Source organism: Candidatus Pelagibacter sp. PS_37 (genome assembly GCF_059417825.1).
Window position 1 is genome coordinate 1257104 of record NZ_CM182067.1, and the last position, 23070, is coordinate 1280173.

Annotated in this window: 24 protein-coding genes and 1 pseudogene; 12 read left to right on the forward strand and 13 right to left on the reverse strand. The window is 28.2% G+C overall.

Annotation, left to right across the window (positions count from 1 at the left end; genetic code table 11):
* The 4 genes from coaE to AC5SL9_RS06695 are packed head-to-tail and all read right to left on the reverse strand — an operon-like array spanning window position 1 to window position 2765.
* Entirely contained in the window at window positions 1–570 is a 570-nt protein-coding gene (gene coaE / locus AC5SL9_RS06680) for a dephospho-CoA kinase (protein WP_494574026.1), read from the reverse strand.
* Complete coding sequence (aroE, locus tag AC5SL9_RS06685) at window positions 567–1364, reverse strand: shikimate dehydrogenase (RefSeq protein WP_494574027.1); 798 nt, start codon at window positions 1362–1364, stop codon at window positions 567–569. The genes coaE and aroE overlap by 4 nt, the downstream gene beginning before the upstream one ends.
* Window positions 1361–1948 carry a Maf family protein gene (locus AC5SL9_RS06690; RefSeq protein ID WP_494574028.1) on the reverse strand — a complete coding sequence of 196 codons (588 nt, stop codon included), beginning with the start codon at window positions 1946–1948 and terminating at the stop codon, window positions 1361–1363. Before AC5SL9_RS06690 ends, aroE begins: the two co-directional genes overlap by 4 nt.
* Complete coding sequence (locus AC5SL9_RS06695; protein ID WP_020168957.1) at window positions 1941–2765, reverse strand: pyruvate, water dikinase regulatory protein; 825 nt, start codon at window positions 2763–2765, stop codon at window positions 1941–1943. The genes AC5SL9_RS06690 and AC5SL9_RS06695 overlap by 8 nt, the downstream gene beginning before the upstream one ends.
* A 283-nt stretch (window positions 2766–3048) precedes the next feature.
* Between AC5SL9_RS06695 and hemE the strand changes: the two genes are divergently transcribed.
* The 9 genes and pseudogenes from hemE (at window position 3049) to AC5SL9_RS06740 (ending at window position 12572) form a co-directional block, all read left to right on the forward strand.
* Entirely contained in the window at window positions 3049–4050 is a 1002-nt protein-coding gene (gene hemE, locus AC5SL9_RS06700) for a uroporphyrinogen decarboxylase (RefSeq protein ID WP_494574029.1), read from the forward strand.
* Complete coding sequence (hemH, locus tag AC5SL9_RS06705; protein ID WP_494574030.1) at window positions 4051–5085, forward strand: ferrochelatase; 1035 nt, start codon at window positions 4051–4053, stop codon at window positions 5083–5085.
* Entirely contained in the window at window positions 5078–5512 is a 435-nt protein-coding gene (gene hemJ, locus AC5SL9_RS06710) for a protoporphyrinogen oxidase HemJ (protein ID WP_271616658.1), read from the forward strand. Before hemH ends, hemJ begins: the two co-directional genes overlap by 8 nt.
* A gap of 66 nt (window positions 5513–5578) precedes the next feature.
* A complete protein-coding gene (rho, locus tag AC5SL9_RS06715; protein WP_006997560.1) occupies window positions 5579–6847 on the forward strand; it encodes a transcription termination factor Rho in 1269 nt (422 codons plus the stop codon).
* Window positions 6848–6912: 65 nt separating this feature from the next.
* Window positions 6913–8244 (forward strand): tRNA uridine-5-carboxymethylaminomethyl(34) synthesis GTPase MnmE, encoded by a 1332-nt coding sequence (mnmE, locus tag AC5SL9_RS06720; RefSeq protein ID WP_494574031.1) that lies wholly within the window; start codon window positions 6913–6915, stop codon window positions 8242–8244.
* Between the two features lie 165 nt (window positions 8245–8409).
* Entirely contained in the window at window positions 8410–10281 is a 1872-nt protein-coding gene (gene mnmG / locus AC5SL9_RS06725; RefSeq protein ID WP_494574032.1) for a tRNA uridine-5-carboxymethylaminomethyl(34) synthesis enzyme MnmG, read from the forward strand.
* Window positions 10281–10916 (forward strand): annotated as a pseudogene (locus AC5SL9_RS06730) (16S rRNA (guanine(527)-N(7))-methyltransferase RsmG); the annotation flags it as partial. The gene mnmG and the pseudogene AC5SL9_RS06730, both read left to right, overlap by 1 nt.
* Before the next feature lie 13 nt (window positions 10917–10929).
* Window positions 10930–11724, forward strand: coding sequence for a ParA family protein (locus AC5SL9_RS06735; RefSeq protein WP_494574033.1), 795 nt, complete (start codon window positions 10930–10932; stop codon window positions 11722–11724).
* A complete protein-coding gene (locus tag AC5SL9_RS06740; RefSeq protein ID WP_494574034.1) occupies window positions 11724–12572 on the forward strand; it encodes a ParB/RepB/Spo0J family partition protein in 849 nt (282 codons plus the stop codon). The genes AC5SL9_RS06735 and AC5SL9_RS06740 overlap by 1 nt, the downstream gene beginning before the upstream one ends.
* On the opposite strand, the gene holA is transcribed toward AC5SL9_RS06740, so the two are convergent.
* Genes holA through AC5SL9_RS06760 form a run of 4 tightly spaced genes read right to left on the reverse strand, consistent with a single transcriptional unit; the run spans window position 12562 to window position 17148 of the window.
* A complete protein-coding gene (gene holA, locus AC5SL9_RS06745) occupies window positions 12562–13557 on the reverse strand; it encodes a DNA polymerase III subunit delta (RefSeq protein WP_494574035.1) in 996 nt (331 codons plus the stop codon). The genes AC5SL9_RS06740 and holA overlap by 11 nt on opposite strands.
* Entirely contained in the window at window positions 13554–14018 is a 465-nt protein-coding gene (locus tag AC5SL9_RS06750; protein WP_494574036.1) for a hypothetical protein, read from the reverse strand. The genes holA and AC5SL9_RS06750 overlap by 4 nt, the downstream gene beginning before the upstream one ends.
* A 3-nt stretch (window positions 14019–14021) precedes the next feature.
* Window positions 14022–16556, reverse strand: a complete 2535-nt coding sequence (leuS, locus tag AC5SL9_RS06755) for a leucine--tRNA ligase (RefSeq protein WP_494574037.1) — start codon at window positions 16554–16556, stop codon at window positions 14022–14024.
* A 31-nt stretch (window positions 16557–16587) separates the two neighbouring features.
* Entirely contained in the window at window positions 16588–17148 is a 561-nt protein-coding gene (locus AC5SL9_RS06760; protein ID WP_494574038.1) for a DUF3576 domain-containing protein, read from the reverse strand.
* Window positions 17149–17365: 217 nt separating this feature from the next.
* Here AC5SL9_RS06760 and AC5SL9_RS06765 point away from each other — a divergent pair, with 217 nt between their 5' ends.
* Window positions 17366–18373 carry a porin gene (locus AC5SL9_RS06765; protein WP_494574039.1) on the forward strand — a complete coding sequence of 336 codons (1008 nt, stop codon included), beginning with the start codon at window positions 17366–17368 and terminating at the stop codon, window positions 18371–18373.
* A gap of 36 nt (window positions 18374–18409) precedes the next feature.
* Here AC5SL9_RS06765 and AC5SL9_RS06770 read toward each other — a convergent pair whose 3' ends face one another.
* Window positions 18410–18952 carry a thiamine phosphate synthase gene (locus AC5SL9_RS06770; RefSeq protein WP_494574040.1) on the reverse strand — a complete coding sequence of 181 codons (543 nt, stop codon included), beginning with the start codon at window positions 18950–18952 and terminating at the stop codon, window positions 18410–18412.
* Here AC5SL9_RS06770 and AC5SL9_RS06775 point away from each other — a divergent pair.
* Window positions 18947–19597: a YggS family pyridoxal phosphate-dependent enzyme gene (locus AC5SL9_RS06775; RefSeq protein WP_494574041.1), complete on the forward strand. Its 651-nt coding sequence runs from the start codon at window positions 18947–18949 to the stop codon at window positions 19595–19597. The two genes, AC5SL9_RS06770 and AC5SL9_RS06775, sit on opposite strands and share 6 nt — an antisense overlap.
* On the opposite strand, the gene AC5SL9_RS06780 is transcribed toward AC5SL9_RS06775, so the two are convergent.
* Window positions 19594–20082 (reverse strand): L,D-transpeptidase family protein, encoded by a 489-nt coding sequence (locus tag AC5SL9_RS06780; RefSeq protein WP_494574042.1) that lies wholly within the window; start codon window positions 20080–20082, stop codon window positions 19594–19596. The two genes, AC5SL9_RS06775 and AC5SL9_RS06780, sit on opposite strands and share 4 nt — an antisense overlap.
* A gap of 20 nt (window positions 20083–20102) precedes the next feature.
* Here AC5SL9_RS06780 and AC5SL9_RS06785 point away from each other — a divergent pair, with 20 nt between their 5' ends.
* Window positions 20103–20684 carry a winged helix-turn-helix domain-containing protein gene (locus AC5SL9_RS06785; protein ID WP_494574043.1) on the forward strand — a complete coding sequence of 194 codons (582 nt, stop codon included), beginning with the start codon at window positions 20103–20105 and terminating at the stop codon, window positions 20682–20684.
* Window positions 20685–20690: 6 nt separating this feature from the next.
* On the opposite strand, the gene AC5SL9_RS06790 is transcribed toward AC5SL9_RS06785, so the two are convergent.
* Genes AC5SL9_RS06790 through dapB form a run of 3 tightly spaced genes read right to left on the reverse strand, consistent with a single transcriptional unit; the run spans window position 20691 to window position 23051 of the window.
* On the reverse strand, window positions 20691–21620 hold the full coding sequence (locus AC5SL9_RS06790; protein ID WP_494574044.1) for an adenosine kinase: 930 nt from the start codon (window positions 21618–21620) through the stop codon (window positions 20691–20693).
* Between the two features lies 1 nt (window position 21621).
* Window positions 21622–22275 carry an endonuclease III gene (gene nth / locus AC5SL9_RS06795; protein ID WP_494574045.1) on the reverse strand — a complete coding sequence of 218 codons (654 nt, stop codon included), beginning with the start codon at window positions 22273–22275 and terminating at the stop codon, window positions 21622–21624.
* Window positions 22275–23051 (reverse strand): 4-hydroxy-tetrahydrodipicolinate reductase, encoded by a 777-nt coding sequence (gene dapB / locus AC5SL9_RS06800; protein WP_494574046.1) that lies wholly within the window; start codon window positions 23049–23051, stop codon window positions 22275–22277. Before dapB ends, nth begins: the two co-directional genes overlap by 1 nt.
* Window positions 23052–23070 lie beyond the last annotated feature (19 nt).

Genomic DNA, 23070 nt, shown 5'->3' on the forward strand with positions numbered 1-23070 from the left:
TTATATAATTTTTTTTAGTATTTTTTTTACACTTTGCTTAACAAGCTTATTGGTAAAATTATTTTTAATAACATGATTGGCTTTTTTCTTTTTATAACTAAGTGGTAACTGTATTTTTTTAAATTGATTATATAAATTTAAATTAAAATTATCTCTTTTTTTTAGTCTTTTTATAATTTCACTTTTTTTTGACTGAACAAAAACTATTATATCACTTTTTTGGTTTAATTTATTTTCTAATAAAAGAGGAATGTCTAAAATTATAGCTTTTCTTTTTTTATTTTTTTTTAAAAAAACACTTAATTTCTTTCTAACTTCTGGATGAATAATTTTTGTAATTTTTTTTAAATTTTTTTCACTGTCTTCTATTGCTTTTATAATTTGTATTTTGTTTGCTGGAAATACTGAAAAATATTTAGGTAAATTTTTTTTTAATTTTCTAAAACAATTTTTGTTTTTTTTATATATGCTTGCTACTTCTTGATCTGCATTAAAAACTGGATAACCAAAAAGTTTAGCAATATGACTTTTTCCAGAACCAATATCTCCTACAACTGCAATTTTAATCATACATCTAAAAGATTAATTGTTTCATTGTCTACTTCTGGAACAACTTTATGCCAGATAAAAAAGGCTTTTTGAGCTTGATAAATAAACATCATTTTACCATTTTTTGTTATTCCACCATATTTTTTTGCATTTTTTAAAAAGTTTGTTTCTGGTGGATTATAAATTACATCATAAAAAAATTTATTTTTGCTTATTTGTTGATAATTAATATTAATTTCATCTTCTTTTTTTAATCCAATACTTGTTGCGTTTATGATTATATCAAAATCTAAAGTTTCTCCCCATTTAATTATTTCAATTTCCGGAAAATTTCTCTTTAGTTCTATTGCCTTTAATTCTGTTCGATTACTTAAATAAATTTTTTTAATTTGCATTTTTTTAAGCGCAGTAATAATTGAAGGAACAACTCCACCCGCCCCCAGTATTAGGGCTTTTTTATTTTTAGTTTCTTGTTCTATTTTTTCTAAACTAAGTTTAAAACCTTCAATATCAGTGTTATCGCCTAAAATTTTATTATCCTTTTTAAAGATTGTGTTTACCGATTGAGAAATTTTTGCTTCTTCACTTAATTCATCTAAAAAAGGTATAACTATTTTTTTGAATGGTACTGTTACATTTATTCCATGAATTTTTTCTTCTCTTATATTAAAAATTAATTCTTTTATCTCATTACTATTTAAGAGCTTTTTTCCATAAACTGCATCAATTTTATATTTTTTTATCCAGTAATTGTGTAGTTTTGGTGACAAGCTATGGTCAATTGGATTTCCTATAACTAAAAAATTTTTTTTCATTTTATAATTTTAAGATATTCTTTAATTTTTTTAACAGGAAGGCCCATAATTGTATCTTCATCTCCTTCTATCTTTGAAAACAAGTTTCTCCCCTCTCCTTCAATTTGATAAACATTATAAGCATAGAGATCCTCATCAGAAATTTTTTTCAAGTAGTTCTCTAATTCTAAAAAAGTCATATTTTTCATGGTTAATGAGGCTTTATCAGTGTAATTCCATATCATCGATCCACCCCTTGAGATACAAACTGAACTTATCAATTGATGAGTTTTTCCGTTCATCCTTTTTAATATTTCTAGTGCCTCTTCTCTATGATTTGGTTTTGAGATTATTTCGCCCTCTAAATCTATTACGCTATCTGCTCCAAGCACTATTTCCTCTGTAAATTTTTGGCTAATTTTATTGGCCTTTAATTCTGCTAGGTTTTTTGAAATAATTGTTGGAGTTGCCTTTTCTTTTAACAAACTTTCTTTAACGCTATCCTCATCCACATTGGATGACTCCACCCTAAATTGAACATTATTTTCCTCTAAAATTTTTTTTCTCACACCACTTTTAGATGCAAGTATTATTTCTTTAACCATTATTTTTTTTTATTTCATATATTTTAATTATTGATGCTGCAGTCTCTTCCACTGATTTTCTAGTAACATCAATTGTTGGCCATTTATATTTAGTAAATGTTTTTTTGGCTTCGTTAATTTCTTTTTCGATTTTGCTAATATTTGTATAGTTTGTATTTTCTTTTTCTTTAAGAGCATTCATTCTATTTTTTCTAATATCAACTAGACGCTGAGGTTCGGTTGTTAAACCAACCACACAAGAAAGTTTGGGATTCTTTTTTAAGCTTTCTGGTATTGATTGCTCATTTACCAAAGGAATATTTAAAGTTTTATAACCTCTGTTAGCAAGATAAATTGATGTTGGTGTTTTGCTTGTTCTGCTTACCCCCAATAATATCAAATCTGCTTTATCTACATCTTCAACAAGGTTTCCATCATCATGAGCCATTGTAAATTGGATGGCCTCTATTCTTTCATAATATTCTTCGTTCAAAGCATGTTGTCCGCTTGGGACGTGAGATGCTTTTTGATTTAAAAGTTTAGAGAAGTTCATTATTAAATTTCCTAAAACACTAAAACATGGAATTTTCTTTTCATCTCCTTTATTTGCTAAAAATTTTGCAAGTGAAGTGTCAACAATCGTATATAAAATTATTGCATTATCATTTTTTTTTGCCTCATCCATTATTTTTGAAACTTGATTTTCTGTTCTTGTAAAAAAATAAGATTTAACATCATATTTTATGTTTTTGAATTGAGCCTTAATTGCTAGAAAAACTCTATCTAGTGTTTCACCCGTAGAGTCGGAAATAAGGTATATTTGATATGTATTACTCATGAATAAAATGTTGATAATTAAGTATTATTTTTATCATTCTTCAAAATAATCTTGTTTGTTATTTTTCTTTGTAAAAACCCATTTTTATAAACATTAATAAACATGTTAAGCAATAATATACATTTTATCTAATAATATTAAATAAACCCTTAAATTTAAGACTATGTGCTAATTCTATAAATTATTAATTGTTAATAAATCATGTATAAAAACTGAAAACAATTAATTACCATTATTCACATACTATATAACTAATACTATAATTAAATATCTACTTATTATTATGACACCCATCCAAGATACCATAATAAACAAAAAAACTAATAATTCTCCAATATGGTTAATGAGGCAGGCAGGTAGATATTTACCAGAGTTTAGAGAAATTAGAAAATTAAATCCAGATTTTATAAACTTATGTCTAAACGAAAACCTATCTTCAGAAATAACCTTACAACCTCTTAAAAGATTCGATCTAGATGCTGCTATAATTTTTTCAGATATTTTAATGATTCCATATGGATTAAACCAAGAGGTAAAATTTGAAAAAAATTTTGGTCCAAAACTGGGTTCATTAGATTTACAAAAAATATCTAAGATTGATGAAATTGATTTTATAGAAAAGTTATATCCGGTTTATAAATCAATCAAAAAAGTTAGCGAAGACAATTTAATAAAAAATAAAAATTTAATAGGATTTGTGGGCGCACCATGGACATTGTTAGTCTATATGATTAATAAACATTCTCCAAAAAAAGATCTGGTAAAAAGTTTTTTTAAAGATGAATTTTTAATAAATAGAATTTTAATAATTTTAGAAAAATTTTTGAAATTACATATTGACCAACAAATTAAAAATGGTGCTACAATAATTCAAATCTTTGACAGTTGGGCTGGTCTCTTAGAAGAAAAAGACCTACCAAACTATGTATATGTGCCAACACTAAATTTAGTGAATTATATTAAATCATTAAATATTCCTGTAATTTGTTTTCCAAGGGGAATAAAAAATTATAAAAACTATTGTGATATCGTTAAACCTGATGCAGTTAATATTGACTATGATGTCGATCCTGTTTCAATATGTAGAGAAATAAAAATACCAGTTCAAGGAGGCCTTGATCCTAAAGTTTTGTTAACGGATAAAGAAAATTTGAAAAAAGAGACTTTGAAATATTTAAACATCTTTAAAGATCATCCCTATATATTTAATTTAGGTCATGGGGTGTTACCTGAAACCAATCCTGACATGGTCGACTACTTAGTCAAAACAGTGAAAGATTATTAAATGAAAAAAGCAGTAATTTTATTTAACCTTGGTGGTCCTGATAAAATTGAAAATGTAGAGCCGTTTTTATTTAACTTATTTAATGATCCTGCAATTCTAAATTTACCAGCTTTATTAAGATACCCTTTGGCAAAACTGATATCTAATAGAAGAGCACCAGTTGCTAAAAAAATTTATGAAGAGCTAGGTGGCTCATCACCGATACTAAAATTAACCAAAGAACAATCAGAAGCACTAGAAACAAAATTAAACCAAACTGAAACCGATAGCGAATATAAATGTTTTATTGTAATGAGGTGTTGGAACCCTAGAGCAAATGATGTGATCAAAGACGTTCAATCATTTAACCCCGAAGAAATTATTTTAATGCCTCTTTATCCACAATATTCTGCCGCAACTTCTGGGTCTTCAATTAAAGAGTGGAAAAATGTTTGTAAAAAAAACAACTACCATGTTAAAACAAGTACAATATGCTGTTATCCAACAGATCAAAATTTTATCAATGCACATACAAAAGAAATAATAAAAAAAATTAAAGATCTTAAAAATTTTAAATTAATATTTTCTGCGCACGGCTTACCAGAAAAAAATATTAAAAAGGGAGACCCCTATCAATGGCAAGTAGAGCAATCTGTTAAAAAAATAGTTGAGAATTTGAACATTAAAAACTTGGATTGGATATTAAGTTATCAAAGTAGAGTTGGTCCACTGAAATGGATAGGACCATCCACAGAAGATATAATTGTTGAAAATTCTAAACTTGGCAAGCACATTGTTTTGGTCCCCATCGCATTTGTTTCTGAACACTCAGAAACATTGGTTGAACTAGATATAGAATATAAGGAAATAGCAGACGCTAATGGATGCAAAAATTATACACGTGTTCCGGCTCTTGGCACTAATGAGGATTTTATTAAAGCAATGTCAGAATTAATAATAAAAAAAAATGAATATAAATTAAGTGAAAATCTTTATCCTCCAAAAATTCAGTGTCCTTCAAATTTCAAAAAGTGTCCTTGTTTAAATTATGAATAGTTATCTTTTGTTTAAAAGCCTGCATCTGATAGCCGTAATTTCTTGGATGGCTGGACTTTTATATCTTCCAAGAATTTTTGTTTACCATGTTGAAAATATTGATCATAAAATTTCATCCTCAATATTTAAAACAATGGAAAGAAAATTATTTTATTTTATCATGATGCCAGCAATGATTTTATCCTGGATTTTTGGATTAATATTAATCACTGTTGTTGGCTTTGAGGTTATTTTAACACTTTGGTTAAAACTAAAATTAATATTAATAACTTTGTTGACAATTTATCATTTTTATTTAGGAAAATTACTTAACGATTTTAAACTAGATCAAAATACTAAATCCTCTAAATTTTTTAGAATAATTAATGAAGTGCCAACAATATTGCTTATTTTGGTTGTTTTTATTGTTATATTTAAACCGATCTAGACTTGAAATACTCGTTAGAGTATATATATTGAAATTATCCAATAACCTTAATCACAATCCCTCAACATGAATATTCAAGAATTAAAACTAAAATCGTCTGAACAATTAATAGCTCAAGCAGAAAAGCTTGGGATTGAAAATGCTAGCACACTTAGAAAACAAGAAATTTTATTTGCGATACTAAAAAAAGTTGCAGAAAAAGAAGAAATAACTGGAGCTGGTGTTTTACAATTATTACAAGATGGATTTGGTTTTTTAAGAGCAATGGAATCAAATTATTTAGCTGGACCAGACGACATCTATGTTAGTCCAAGTCAAATTAGAAAATTTGGTTTAAGAACAGGAGACACAGTCGAGGGTCCTGTTAGAGCGCCCAAAGAGGGGGAAAGATATTTTGCGTTATTACAAGTAGAAAAAATAAATTTTGAAGAACCAGAAAAAGCTCGTCACAAAATTGCATTTGACAATTTAACTCCACTCTACCCAAACAAACAAATGGTGATGGAAGTTGAGACAACCAAGATTGAAAAAAAACCAGACTTAACTCCAAGATTAATTGACCTTGTGAGCCCTATCGGAAAAGGTCAAAGATCAATAATTATATCTCCTCCTAAAGCGGGTAAGACAATGATTTTACAAAGTATTGCAAACTCAATTGCAAAAAACTATCCAGAAAGTTACTTGATGGTTTTATTGATTGATGAAAGACCAGAAGAAGTAACGGATATGAAAAGAACAGTTAAAGGTGAGGTTATCAGTTCTACTTTCGATGAACCTGCTTCAAGACACGTTGCCGTAGCTGAAATGGTAATTGAAAAAGCAAAAAGATTAACTGAGCATAAGAAAGATGTGGTAATTTTATTAGACTCAATCACAAGATTAGGTAGAGCTTATAATGCAGTAATTCCAAGTTCTGGAAAAGTATTAACAGGTGGAGTTGACGCGAACGCTCTTCAAAGACCAAAAAGATTTTTTGGTGCTGCAAGAAACATTGAAGAAGGTGGATCTTTAACAATCATCTCAACAGCCTTGATTGATACTGGATCAAGAATGGATGAAGTAATTTTTGAAGAATTTAAAGGAACTGGAAATAGTGAAACAGTTCTAGATAGAAAAATTGCTGAAAGAAGAATTTATCCAGCGATTGATATAACTAAATCTGGAACAAGAAGAGAAGAATTACTTTTTGATAAAGATGACCTTTCAAAAATGAATGTGCTAAGAAGAATTATCAGTCCCATGGGAACAATGGATGCTATTGAATTTATTAATTCAAAACTTAAAGAAACAAAAAGCAATGCAGATTTCTTTAGCTCAATGAATAAACCAGCTTAGTAAAAATTTACTACCAATTGATTTAAAGTTTTACAGAACTACAAAATTGAAGCTATAATATTAGCATGACAATTTATGCTCTCTCCACTGGCCCAGGAATTTCTGGAATAGCAATTGTTAGAGTTTCTGGAGAAGACACCAAGAAAGTAATAAAGCTATTAACAAATGCAGAGCTTCCTAAGCCAAGAGTTGCTACATTAAGAAAAATCAATAAAATCAACACTTCTGAGCTTATTGATGAGGGTATAATATTGTGGTTTCCTGGCCCTGAGAGCTACACAGGTGAGGATATGGCTGAATTTCATATACATGGTAGCAAGGCAGTAATTGATGCCCTACACCACTCTATTTCAAAAATTGAAAATTGCCGTTTAGCCGAAGCAGGTGAATTCACAAAACTTGCATTTCAAAATGGAAAAATAAATTTGCTGAAAGCAGAAAGTATTGCAGATTTAATTTCGGCAGAAACTGAAATCCAAAGACAACAAGCAATAAAAATTATGAATGGAAAATCTGCAGATAAATTTAATAGTTTAAGAGAAAAACTTTTAAAAATTTTATCTCACGTTGAAGCAAAAATAGATTTTCCAGATGAAGACCTGCCTGAAGATATTTTGAAAAATATTAAAAAAATCTCCAATGAAGTAATTTTAAATATTAAAAAAATTTTAGATGATCAAAAGATTGGAGAAAGAATTAGAGAAGGTTTTAAGATTGCAATCATAGGACCAACCAACGCTGGAAAGTCTAGCTTACTAAATCACCTTTCTAATCGAGATGTAGCAATCGTTTCAGAAATAGCTGGAACAACAAGAGATGTAATTGAGACTCATTTAAATATTGATGGTTATCCAGTTGTTGTTTCTGATACTGCAGGAATTAGAGATTCTAAAAATGAAATAGAAAAAAAAGGAATAAAATTAGCCCTTGATAAAGCAGAAAATGCAGACTTAAAGTTAATTGTTATAGACGCTAAAAGCATTGATTTTAAAGGAGTTTTGAAGGAATTGATGGACGAAAATGCAATACTAGTGATTAATAAATCAGATCTTCTAAATAAAGATTTAAATTCTGAAATAAAAAATTATGAACATGTTTTAATTTCTGTAAAAAATAATCTCAATTTAGAAGATTTAATTTCAAAGATTAAAAATAAGTTAAAAAATAAATTTATCACAAGTGAGGATATTTTAATTACCCGTGCAAGACATAGACAACATCTTGAACAAAGCTTAAATTGTTTGAAAAACTTTGAAGAAAAAAATGAAGCAGAAGATTTTGATAAAGCTGCAGAAGATCTTCGTTTAGCAACACGACATTTAGGAATGATAGTTGGAAAAGTAGATGTTGAAGAGATATTAGGTAGTATTTTCAATGATTTTTGCATTGGCAAATAATCAACATTAGAGGGGTTTTTTAGCCTATTTTCTCTATTTTAGTTGATAACCATAACTAATTCTTCAATTTTAATCATAAAAAAGTAGCCTTAATTAACTTAAGAAATATTTATTAAAAAAATACTGTCTGCTTGTAAATATTTATATCAGTTATAAATTTAACTTATGAAAAATGATTTATCATTTGAGGTAGTAGTTATTGGAGGAGGACATGCTGGCTGTGAAGCTGCTGCAGCGTCTGCTCGTCTTGGAATTAACACTGCTCTTTTTACACACAAAATTGAGACCATAGGAGAGATGTCTTGTAACCCAGCGATAGGTGGTCTTGGCAAAGGTCATCTTGTTAGAGAGATAGATGCTTTAGACGGTGTGATGGGAGATGTTGCAGATAAATCAGGTATACAATTTAGATTATTAAATAGAAGTAGAGGGCCAGCGGTACAGGGGCCTAGAACGCAATCAGACAGATCATTATACCGTAAATATATGCAAGAAAAATTACTAAACTATTGTAATTTAAGCGTTTTTTCTGATCCAGTAATAAAATTTATTTTTAATAAAAACACTATAAGTGGTTTTGAAACAAAGTCAGGTAAAAAAATTTTATGTGGTAAGCTAATCTTAACAACGGGCACATTTTTGAATGGCTTGATTCATATTGGTGATGAAAGAACACCGGCTGGAAGATTTAATGAGAAGCCTTCAACAGGATTAAGTGAACAACTTGAAAAATATGATTTCAAAATAGGAAGACTTAAGACAGGAACACCACCAAGGCTTGATGCTAGAACAATTAAGTATGATAATTTAGAAGAACAGTTTGCAGATGAAGATCCTTACTTTTTTTCTTTCTTAACAAAAAAAAATTTAAACAAACAAATTTCATGTCGGATGACTTATACGAATGAAAAAGTTCATAAGATAATCCAAAAAAATTTAAAAAGAAGCGCGATGTATTCAGGTAGTATACAGGGGGTTGGCCCAAGATACTGTCCTTCAATAGAGGATAAGATAGTAAAGTTTGCAGATAAGGACCGTCATCAGATATATTTAGAGCCTGAGGGCCTGAATGACCACACAATATACCCAAATGGAATATCTACTTCACTACCTGAAGATGTTCAGCAAGAAATTTGTAACAATATCAACGGTTTAGAAAATGTTGAGATAATTAGACCAGGTTATGCCATAGAATATGACTATATCGACCCTAGAGAACTATTTTTAACTCTTGAAACTAAAAAAATTCAAAATTTATATCTTGCTGGACAAATAAATGGGACGACTGGTTATGAAGAAGCTGCAGCCCAAGGATTAATTGCTGGAATTAATGCTGCGTTATCCTTTAAGAGAGAAGAGCCATTTATTTTAGATAGATCAGATGCATACATTGGAGTTATGATAGATGATTTGGTAACAAAGGGTGTTGCGGAGCCTTACAGAATGTTCACTTCAAGAGCAGAATATAGACTAAGTCTCAGAGCAGATAATGCCGACCAAAGGTTAACAAATAAAGGAATTAAAATTGGATTAATATCAAAACAAAGAGAGGATATTTTTAAAGATAAAGAACATAAATTAGAAATAATATCCAAAATAATGTCTGAATCATCAATATCTCCAACAAAAATAAATAATTTTGATATTAAAATTGCAAAAGATGGTATTATAAGAAAATCTTATGAAATACTAACCCAAAAAGGTGTTGATATGAAAAAAATAAGAGAAATTTGGCCTGAAATTCCTTATTTTGATAAAAAAATAGACGAGCAAATTGAAATAAATGCTCATTACAGAGGTTATCTTAAAAAACAAAAAGCAGATATATTAGCATTTAAAAGAGATGAAAATTTAGTTATACCTGAAAATGTTATTTATGATGATCTTTCTGGACTATCAAATGAGGTAAAAGCCAAATTTAAACAAATAAAACCAAAAACTATGGGACAAGCACTGAGAATTGATGGAATAACCCCAGCTGCTGTATATATTTTGTTGTCACATGTAAAAAGAAAGTCTATTAAGCTAATAGCTTAATGGAAGAAATTTTTAAAAATTATTCACTACTAAAAAATCAAAATGTTCCACGTGAAACATTAATTGAGTTTGATCTATTCATATCTATGCTTCAGGAAGAAAATGAAAAAATTAATATAATAAGTAAAGAAACAGCTAAGAATGAGGTAATTAGAGAGCGTCATATAATTGATTCAGCACAAATTATTGAATTTGTTGATTTAAATAGCAATATTGTAACAGATATAGGTTCAGGTGGAGGTATGCCAGGTATAATTATATCAATTATGATTAAAAATCAAAAAAATTTAGCCAAAGTTCATTTATATGAAAAAAGTCACCATAAAAGCTCTTTTTTAAGAAAAGTATCAAGAGATTTAAAATTAAATACTGAAGTTATGCAAGAAAATATTTTTGAAGCAGAAAATTTAGACTCGGGTACAATAATGGCAAGAGCTTTTAAACCTTTACCAATAATTTTAGATTTAGTTTATAAAAATTTTAGCAGTTATAAAAATTTAATTGTATTCATGGGAAAAAACGGAGAAAAAGTTTTAGAAGAAACTTTAATGAATTGGGATTTTGATTTTGAAAAAAAAAAAAGTATTACGAGCGAAGATTCATTTTTATTAAATATAAAAAATATAAAAAAAAAAATTAAAAAACTAAATGCAAATTATTTCTGTGATAAATCAAAAGGGTGGGGTTGGAAAAACAACAACAGTAATTAATCTTGCAGCAGGTTTAGCGCAACAAGAGAAAAAAGTTTTAGTAATAGACCTTGACCCACAAGGAAACGCTACTACGGGTCTTGGTCTTTCCAATTTAGAAGGCTCGACAGATACTATTTATGGGGTGCTAAATGGAACAAGAGTCATTTCTGATGTGATTAGAAAAACTGAGTTTAAAAATTTAGATATTATCACTTCGAATGTAGATTTATCTGGGCTTGAGGTTGAGACAGCTGATGATAGCATGAGAGCATTTATTTTAAAACGTGAATTAACCGCTTATTTAAATGATTCTAGAACAACTTATGATTATGTGCTTATAGACTGTCCACCATCACTAAGCTTGCTTACCGTTATGGCTCTTGTGTCTTCTCACTCACTATTAGTTCCACTGCAGACTGAATTTTTTGCTTTAGAGGGTTTAACCCAGCTAATGAAAACCATAGAACGGATAAAAGTTAATTTAAATCCTGAATTAAAAATTAGAGGCATACTTTTAACAATGTTTGATAAAAGAAATAAGCTATCCACACAAGTTGAAAAAGAAGCAAGAGACTATTTTAATGAAAAAGTTTATCTAACAGTGATTCCAAGAAATGTTAGACTGTCTGAGGCACCGTCCCATGGCATGCCAGTTTTAATGTATGATAAATCTTGTCCAGGTAGTAAATCATATTTTAACTTTACAGACGAATTTATTAATCAAGAACAAAAAATAGGGAGCGCCGCATAATGGATGCAAATAAAATAAAAAAAGGCCTAGGTAGAGGCTTGTCATCTTTAATAGGTGAAACAAAAGCGGAAATAAATATCAATAAAGTTTCGATATCTGATATCGTAAGTAATAAATTTCAGCCAAGAAAAACATTTGATGAAGAAAGTTTACAAGATTTAACTAACTCAATAAAAGAAAGAGGCATTATTCAGCCAATTATTGTCAGAAAGTCTAATGAAGGTAGCTCAAAGTATGAGATAATTGCAGGTGAGAGAAGGTGGTTGTCAGCACAAAAAGCAGGGCTACACGAAGTTCCAGTAGTTATAACGAACATAGATGATTTAAAATCTTTAGAATTTGCAATTATTGAGAATGTTCAAAGAAATGATTTAAATGTAATAGAAGAAGCACAAGGTTATCAGCGTCTTATTGAAGAGTTTTCATATGATCAAGAAAAAGTAGCACAATTTATTGGAAAAAGTAGAAGCCATATTGCTAATTGTTTGAGATTACTTAACCTTCCGGAAGCAGTTTTAAAGTTAATTCAAACGCAAAAATTATCAGCAGGACATGCAAAAATTTTAGTAGGTCTGGATAATGCAGATTTTGTTGCAAATAAAATAATTGAAAAAAATCTCTCAGTTAGACAGTCAGAAAATTTTGTTAAAATATTTAAAACTAAAAAGCACTCTCTTAAAACATCTAAGGATATTAACCTACAAGTCTTGGAGAACTCAATTAAAGAAAAAATTGGTCTTAATGTTTTAATTAAAAATAAAAAAAATAATTCAGGAACTTTATTATTAGAATATAAAGATTTAGATCAGTTGAATAAAATAATTGAAATTATTAAATCTAATTATTAGTTTTTTTTGAATTATTAATTATAAAATCTACCAATATATTTTTAGCAAGCACAGAGTTTTTTTTAACTAAAAGTTCAATTTCATTAGTTTTATAAATTAATTGTTCTAACCCATCTTTTTTCCAAGACCTTATTTGCTGAGTAACAAGAGGTTTATCTTTCCAAAAAATTGGTGGTTTATAAGCAGAAATCGCTTGTTCGATATTGTTTTTTTCATTAACTAATTCATGAATTTTAACTAGTCTTTTTAGCTTAGCTAATAATGTTCTAATAATTATGATATTATCTTCGTCTGAATAGTTGTTTTCACCTAAAATAGTGACTGTTTTCCTAGTATTTTTAGCTAGTGAGTGATCAACGAGTTCTGAAGCACTATAATTATCTGCAAGGTTAGTTAACTTAATTATTTCTTGAATGTTCAAATTTTTTTTATTTAATGAAAAATTTTCAATCTTTTCTAATTCATTATTCAGATTTTTTCTATCACCCCTGCTTCTTTCTACTAAGACATTAATTAATTGCTGAGATATTGGGATTTTTTTATTTCTAAAAAAAAGACTAATAATTGAGTTTAAAGTTTGACTATTATCTTCATAAAACGGGATGCATACAATTGATTTTTCTTTTTCAAATAGTTTTCGTAAGCTAGATTTTTTTTCTAAATTTTTTGAATTTAAAATAATTTGTATATCTTCAGGGTTTTTCTCCATCAACTCTTCTATGATTGTTTTAATTTTATCTGTAGTTCTATTAATAATTATGAGTTTTTCATTATCAAAAAAGGATTTAGTAAGAACGCTATTAAAAAAAATATTAATATCATCTAGTATCTCTTTTTCTTCATATCTATGAATTTTATCTTGATAATTTTTTTCAAATAAATTTTTAATATTCTCTTCTTTTAGACCTTCATTATCACCATAGAATAGATAAAATTTATAATTATTTAGTTTTATTTTGTTTAATTCAAACGACTTTAGTATCATTGAATATTGGATAGTTTAAAAATTAATTTATCAGAAGCTGTCTCAGCTAAATTATTTTTATTTTCTTCTTCATATTTTTTCAAATTAAATTTATTAGAAATGTTATTATAATTAAAACTTTCCAAAATTATAAAATTGCTTTTAAACTTATTGTTCATCAAAACTTCTACATTAATAGAAACTGAATTTTTAAAGGATGTGGCGTCCCCAGCAGTATTTTTTGCTAAAGTTATTTTTTCTGAAGTGCTAGAGATTCTTAGTATAAAATCTTTATCTTTTTTAGCTTGAACATAGTTATTTAGTTTTTCTTTGATCTTTAGATTAACTTTTCTATCTCCAACAAAGTTTAATTCACTTACTGAAAAATTATAATTTACAGAATTCTTTTTGGAGTAAATTGCTTCATACCCACAGGATGATAGTAGTAATAAAAGAAGAAGTATAATTTGTTTTTGGAACATTTTTTATAGTATAATATTTATAAGCCTGTTGGGTACAAATATTGATTTTTTTATTGTTTGGTCTTTTAAAAATTTTTCAATTTCTAGGTTTGTTTTTATGATCTCTAAAATTTCTTTTTCAACCACATCTCTTTTTACTTTTAAAATAGCTCTTTTTTTACCATTTATCTGAACAACAAAGTTAATATCTTCTTCTATTAAATCTTTCTTTGAAATTTTTGGCCAATTTATTTGATTTTCATTAATGGTATTTAAACATTCATTTGAAAAATGTGGAATAAATGGATTCATTAGAATTAAAATTTTTTTATAATTTACAATTAAAATCTCTTTTTTTATAGGTTTGTCTATTTCTTTGATTAAAAAATTATACATTTCATAAAAGTTAGCAACTATTACATTGTAATGAAATTTTTCTAAGTTTTGGGTTATTTTATTGATTAATTGATTAGTAAATTTAGTTAAATCTTTACCTTCATCTCCTTCGTTATTATCTTTTATTTTATCTAAAATTTTAGAATTTAAAGTCCATAATTTTTGAACAAATTTGAATGATGCTATCATACCCTGATCAGACCATTGTACATCTTTTTCTGGGGGACTGTCTGATAAAATAAATAATCTTACAGAATCTGCCCCATAATTTTTTATTATATTCTCTGGATCAATAGTATTTTTTTTAGATTTTGACATAGACTCTGTTGGTCCAACTATTATTTTTTCAGAAGGGTTATCTTTTTTATAAAATTTTTTACCATCTTCTGAAATTACCTCATCAGGACTTAACCATGCATTTGTTTGATCTTTATAGGTTTCGTGACAAACCATTCCTTGTGTAAACAATCCATCAAATGGTTCTTTTAATTTAAAATCATCATTTTTATAAGAAAGAGCTTGCATAAAAAACCTAGAATATAATAAATGCAAAATAGCATGTTCAACACCTCCGATATACTGGTCAACTGGCATCCAATAATTAGCCTCTTCTTGAGTAAATCCACGATCTAAATTATGAGGTGAGCAAAACCTTAAAAAATACCAAGAAGAATCCACAAAAGTATCCAATGTATCGGTTTCTCTTCTGTATTTTTTTCCATCTAAAGTAAAGAATTTCCAGTTATCCTCCGAATCTAATGGGTTTCCTGTGGTATCTAATTTTTCAATTTCCGGAAGTTTAACTGGCAGCATATTTTTTGGAATTTTAATAGGTTGATCATTTTCATCATAGGCCATTGGAATGGGGCAACCCCAATATCTTTGTCTTGAAATACCCCAATCTTTTAATCGATAATTAGTTTTTTTTGTCCCTAAATTATTCTTTTCAAGAAATTCTATAGTCTTAATAATAGATTCATTCGGAACTTTTAAACCATCAAGAAAATCTGAATTATAAAGATATCCTTCACCCGTATAAGCCTCATTATTTATTTCAAAATCTTTATCTTTTTCAGGCTTAACAACAGGTGTAATTTTTAAATTATATTTTTTTGCAAAATCTAAATCTCGTTGATCATGTGCAGGACAACCAAAAACAGCACCTAAACCATAATCCATTAATACAAAGTTTGCAAAATAAACAGGAACTTTCATATTTTTATCTAGCGGGTTAACTGCAATCATATCAGTTTTAAAACCAAGTTTTTCCGCAGAAGCAATGGATTCTTCAGTAGTTCCTGTTTTAGAGCATTCTTCTCTAAATTTTTGAAATTCCTTATCTTCCTCATAATATTTTGCTAAAGGGTGATCGACTGAAAGAGCAAGAAAAGAAAAACCAAATAAAGTGTCAGGTCTTGTTGTATAACACTTAATATTTTTAATAGGTTTTTCACTTTCAATTTTAAATTCAACTTCACAACCAAACGATTTACCTATCCAGTTCTTTTGCATCACCTTTACTTTGTTGGGCCAATTTTCTAATGTATCTAATCCCTTCAGTAAGTCTTCTGAGAATTTTGAGATATTAAAAAACCATTGATTTAACTTCTTTCTTTCAACTATGGCTCCTGATCTCCAACCTTTACCATCTACAACTTGCTCATTAGCAAGAACAGTTTCATCAACAGGATCCCAGTTAACATAATTCTCTTTTCTATAAACTAATCCTTTATCATAAAGATCAAGAAAGAATTCTTGTTGGTGTTTGTAGTAATCCTCAGAACAAGTTGAAATTTCTTTATCCCAATCAATTGATAGCCCAAGCTTTTTTAGCTGAGATCTCATGGTTTCAATATTTGACTCTGTCCAAGTTTTAGGATCTAAATTATTTTGTCTTGCAGCATTTTCTGCTGGCATACCAAACGAGTCCCAGCCCATTGGATGAAGAACATTATAACCTTGTAAAGTTTTATAACGAGCTAGCACATCACCGATTGTATAATTTCTGACATGACCCATGTGGATTTTGCCCGACGGGTAAGGAAACATTTCCAAACAATAAAATTTTTTTTTTGTCTTATCTACCCTAGTAGAAAAAGTTTTATTTTGGTCCCAAAACTTTTGCCATTTTTCTTCTACAATTTTAAAATTATATCTATCCATAAAATTTAATGATATTTTTTAATTTTACAGCTTAATCTGGTTTTCTATATATATAAGGTTTTGAATTTTTTGTTTTTTTATTTGTTTGATATACTGCAGCAGTTTTTAAAATCTTAGTTTTTAATTCATTGTTGATATTACCTTCTTTTTCAGAGGTAACACAATTTGATTGAGCTACACATTTTTTATTAAAAACTTTTATATCTAGAGCATCAGACCTTATTTCATTTGTTAAAAATCGAATTGAAATTTTAATACTTTCATTTGAATTTTGATCAGTTGAATACCAATCAGTGATTATAATACCACCACTGTAATTAACAGAAGCTAAAGGCATGAAATCTAATGTATCTAAAGACGCTCTCCATAATTCATTAGAGCTTGCAAACTCAAAAACTCCCCCACCAGATTTACCCATCTGTTCTGAAAGCCTAAATCCTCTTCCTTCTTCTAAGTTTTTAGCAACTCTTTTTGCAGGATCTGGATCGTACTTTCTAGCGTCAGCCCCAGGAAGCTTTCCACCACATGAAATTAAAAGAGTAGAAGATAATAATAAAAGCAGAGTGATATTTAAGTTCTTAAATGAAATCATAATAAATTAATTGTTAATTTTATATTTTTATACAATATATAGAGAAATATTGTAAAAATATAAGAAAATAGCCATTTTTAAAGTGATGTAAAAATACAACACTTATCATAATTTTCAATAAAAAACTAAACTTTTCATAAAAAATAGAACCAAAATTGATACATATTCAGTGTTTATTATTAATAATAAAAACAATAACAACTAACAAAGGAAAAATATGAATAACTTTAAAAAAATAGGTATGTCTGCATTAGCAGCATCTCTAGTTTCTACATCAGCATTTGCTGGTGAATTAACAGCATCTGGTTCAGCATCAGTAACTATGGAAGGTTTTAGTGGAACTGCAGTTCAAACTGAAACTGCTCTTTCAATGGGTGACAGTGTTTATTTAGCTGGTTCTACAGAGCTTGATAATGGAATGACTGTTTCAATGTCTTTTGAGTTAGACGGTGTAAACGAAGGTGGATCTTCAGCATACGATAATAACTCATTAACAGTTTCATCTGATTCATTGGGAACAGTTACATTCGCAGCTCACGGTGGATCTTCAGCTTCAACAGCTATAGATACTACTGCTGCAGGCGACATAATGGATAACTTTGATGACGTTGTAACAACTGCTGGAGGCAACTCTGCAGCTGTTCAAGCTAATCTAACAAAAGAAGCAGGTACTGGAAACAACAGTATTTATTACACATTACCATCTATGGTTGATGGTTTATCTGTAAGTGCTTCATTATCTACATCAGGTGGACAAACTGACAGCACTGGAAACAATGCAATAGGTTATAATGCTGTGTACACAGGTGTTGAAGGTTTATCAATTGCTTATGGTATTGCTGATATCGAAACAGGTGCTTCAGCATCTGATGGTGATCAGACAGTTATGAGCGCTTCATACGCTTATGGTCCAGTAACAGTTGCTTACTCTAATAGTGATTACGATGTTGGAGCAGCTAATACTGAAGCTCTTAAGCAAGAAGTTTCTTCTTATGCAGTTTCATACACTGTGTCTGATTCAATTTCACTAACATATGGTTCTGAAACTGTTGAGTCAGGTTTAGCAGGATCTATTGATGCAGAATATGAAAAATTATCTGCTTCATACACTGCTGGTGGAATGACTGTTACACTTACAAGCGCAGAAGGTGATAACATTTCTCACACAACAGCTTCTAATGAAGACATGGAATATTGGGCTTTAGGCCTATCATTTGCATTCTAATTAATTTAGAACACAAATTAATAAAAGGGCCCCTTTTTAGGGGCCTTTTTTTTGTTTAAAAAAAGAAATACCAGCAAAACCATGGCAGTTAGTAAGAGCTAGTTTTTTGAAATTATTATCTGATATTCCGCCAAGAGCTATGACAGGCTTACCACTTAAAAGAGAAAGAGATTTAAATTTATTTATACCTAAATAATTTTTATTTTTTTTAAAGATTGATGATAAAAATATAGCATTAACATTTTGTAACTCTTTGGTTCTCATTTCATAAACATTATGAGCCGAACCTAATAAAATAAAGTTTTTTTTAACTGAATAAGAGAGGTGTTTTTTATCATGATTAAATGAGGGAATATATGCACCATCTAAATTGAGCTTAATGGCTAATTTTATATTATTAGAAATTAAAAACTTATTTCCTTTTTTCTTACAATAATTTTTTATTGTTAAAATTAATTTTTCATCAATATCTTGATTATAATTTCTAAATATTATGATTGTTTTTTTATCCTGTTTATCTATGTGACTTTGGTCAAATTTTTTTATAAAGTAATATCTGTTCAAAGTTTTATTATGCATAACACTGTTAAAAATTTAATTTATATAGAAGAGCTTATCAAATCAAAAGCAAATCATGATAAATTACCTAAAATTATAACGGTATCAAAAACCTTTCCTATTGAAAACATTTTACCCCTAATAGAGCACGGCCAGCTTCATTTTGGAGAAAACAAAGTTCAAGAGGCTCTAGATAAATGGAGAGATATAAAGATAAAAAATGATACTATAAAGCTTCATTTGATTGGCAGACTTCAAACTAATAAAGTTAAATTTGCATTACAAATATTTGATTATATTCACTCCTTAGATAGTGAAAAACTAGCAATTAAAATTTCGGAAGAGCAAAAAAAACAAGAAAAAAAACCTAAGATATTTATTCAAGTTAATATTGGTAATGAAGATCAAAAATCTGGAATAAATAAAGACAACTTAATAGATTTTTATAAATTTTGTAAAAATTTAAATTTAGATATTATTGGAACAATGTGTATTCCTCCAAATGATGGTAATACAGAAAAATACTTTGCTGAGATGAGTGACCTAAATAAAGAATTAAATTTTAAAGAATTAAGTATGGGTATGTCTGGAGATTATCTAGAAGCAATTAGATACAATGCAACATATGTTAGGGTAGGCTCAAAAATATTTGGTAATAGAAATTAACCTGTTTTAATTTTAGTTTTTTTATCTATTAACTTTAATAATATTTCAAAATCTTTTTTTTTTAAAGCGATACATCCTGCGGTTGGTTTATAATTATCTGTTAAATGAATAAATACTGCACTCCCTTTACCTGGAGTTTTTTTTTCATTGTGACTAATTGAAATTATATAATCATATTTATGATCTTTTCTGTGTAGATTTTCTTTAAGATTTTTCTTACTTGTTTTGATTTCTTCATTATATTTTTTATGTTTTGGGTCATCACACCAAGCCATATTTAGTTTAATGATTTTTTTATTGATTTTACATTTTGGGATACCAACACGATCTTTTCTAAAATACAATTTTCTTAAATTAAACAATCCTTTGGGGGTTGAATAATCGCCCTCTTTTTTATTAGAATTTATGCCACTTTTTCCAATACAACATCTCAATTTAAAGTCGTCGATTATAAGAGTGTTTTTATTGGGCACATGAATTATCATAAGTAATATTAAATATAATTATGCAAAATGTTTTTATTATAAACTTTAATTCACTATATGAAATTTTAGACGAGATAAAAGAAAATTTATCTTTTACGATTATAAAAATTGACAATGAAGACGATTTTGAAAAGAAATTTGATCTAAATAGATTAGATTATTTAGTAATTTCCAAAACAGATCATAAATTATTATTAAATAATAATATAACTGATAAAAATTTTTTAGATTTTATTGATTTGCCTTTATCTTTTAAAAAATTATTAGAATTAATAAATATTAAATTAATCAAATTAAAATTTAACCAACAGTCTAAGATTATAATTAAGGGCTATGAATTAAATTTAAATTCTAAATTTTTTTCTAAAGATAATTTAAAATTAAAGTTAACAGAAAAAGAAATTGAAATTATATTATATTTAAATGATAAAAAAATTAAACACAATGTTGCAGACTTACAAAAAAATATATGGGGTTATGCAGTAAATATGGAAACCCATACAGTAGAAACACATGTTTATAGATTACGAAAAAAAATAAGTGATTTATTTAAAGATGAAAAATTTATATTAAGCGATAAAAATGGCTATTTTATTGACTAAAATAGGTTAATTTAATCTAGCTCCAACTTTTTGAATTATCTTTGAAGACATTTCGGTTCCTTTTTCAAGACATTCTTTTGTTGAGATATTATTAATTAGTCCATGAAGAAATCCAGCTGCAAAGAGATCTCCTGCACCCGTTAAGTCTACAATTTTTAAATTTGGTTTACTTTGACATTCTACAATTTCTTGATTTTTAATAGCAACACTTCCTTTTTCACCACGTGTGATAATTAAAAGTTTACCTAGTTGTTTGCCAAATTCAATCACCTCTTCAAAGCTTTTGGCATCAATTAATGATCTAATTTCTTGTTCGTTAGCAAAAGTAATATCAAGTTTATTTTTAACTAAATCTAAAAAATTATTTTTATGTCTCTCTACACAAAACTGATCTGATAAGGACATTGCTTTAGTGTTAGAGAATAACATGGCTTTATCAAAAGCTGACTTTGGTTCGCCCTCATCCCACAAATATCCTTCTAAAAATATCAATTCACTATCTTTAATTGCTTTTTCATTAATATCACTAGGGCTAATTTTTCCAGCAATACCTAAAAATGTAACCATAGTTCTTTCTGCATCCGGTGTGATTAAAATTAAACAAGTCCCCGTTGGTGAGATTTCCTTTTTTTTATTATAAAAATATTGAACTTTTTCTTTGGTTAGACCTTCTTCGTATTTTTGTCCTAAATCATCATCGTTAACTTTACCTATAAACCCAACATCATTTCCTAATTGTGATAATCCAACAATAGAGTTTGCAACTGATCCACCAGAGATAGTTTGTTCTATCTTAAGACTTGATAAAAGTTTTTTAAATTCTGTCTCATCAACCAGTTTCATTGTACTTTTTATTAATTGATTATTTATTAAATATTGATCATCAACTTTACAAACGACGTCAACAATGGCATTACCAATTCCTAGTATTTTCATATTAAGCATTTTTTATTTTAACTGGATTTTTTCGATTAGGATAACAAGTCGTGCAAATTTTACAAGTCAAACCATAACATTCTCTTGCCTTACAAAATTCTCTTCCATAATAAATTATTTGTAAATGCAATTTGCTCCATGTTTTTTCTGGGAATATTCTTTTTAAATCTTTTTCAGTTTGAATTACATTTTTGCCATTCGTTAAACCCCATCTTTGAGCCAATCTATGGATGTGAGTATCAACTGCAAATGCTGGAACTCCAAAACCTTGAGACATAACTACACTTGCAGTTTTATGGCCTACACCAGGTAGTTTTTCGAGCTCTACAAAGCTTTTGGGTACTTTGCCTCCATGCTTTTCAAGAAGCTGTTTAGACATCAAATAAATACTTTTAGCCTTAACTCGAAAGAGACCAATACTTTTAATCAATTTTTCTATTCGTTTTTTGCCTAATTTTACAAAATGCTCAGGTCTATTATATTTCGGATATATATTTTTAGTTACATTATTAACATTTAGATCAGTACATTGTGCTGATAAAAGAACTGACATTAAGAGAGTAAAGTTACTAGTATGATGTAGCGGGATAGGGGTTGTTGGATAAAGTTTATTTAAAATTTTTAGTATTTTTTTTGCTTTATCTTTTTCATCCATTATTTAAAGTTTAATAAATCTCTCATCGAATAAAGTCCTGGTTTTTTATTAATCAACCATTTTGCAGCAGTTAGAGCTCCATCTGAATAAAGTGCTCTATCAAAAGCCTCATGATTTAATTTTATTATTTCTTTGCCACTAGAAAATGTAACTTCATGTTCACCAATAATTTCACCTTTTCTAATTGAATTGAAATTAATTTTTTTTCCATAAGGAAAAGATTTTTTATTTAAAAATTTTTTACCCATTAAGTTATAAAGGTTTTTATTTTTTCCATCTGCAATTCCCTTTCCAAGCATTAAAGCCGTTCCTGATGGATAATCTTTTTTGTGTTTGTGATGAACTTCAAATACCTTGCTTAAATATTCTTCATTTAGTGATTTTGAGGCAATTTCTGTTAAATACATTAATAAATTAACACCAAGGCTCATATTACCTGCTTTTAAAATTGGAATGGTTTTAGAAAATTTTTTAATCAAGGCCTCTTCTTTTTGATTAAATCCTGTTGTTCCAATTACTACTCTTTTTTTTAATTTTGAGGCAATTTTTAAAATATCTAAAGTACAGTTTGGGACTGTAAAATCTATTATTACATCAGTTTTTTTAAAAGTTTGTTCGGTGTTTACATCAAGCTTGATACCAGCAATTTTTTTATTGATAGCTTTGTTTTCTGTCAGAGCAGTTAGTTTAAAGTTTTTATTATTTTTTGAGGATTTAATAAGCTGTTGACCCATTCTCCCTAGACAGCCAGAAATAGCTAAATTAATTTTTTTCATCTAGGAAAATATTAACCTT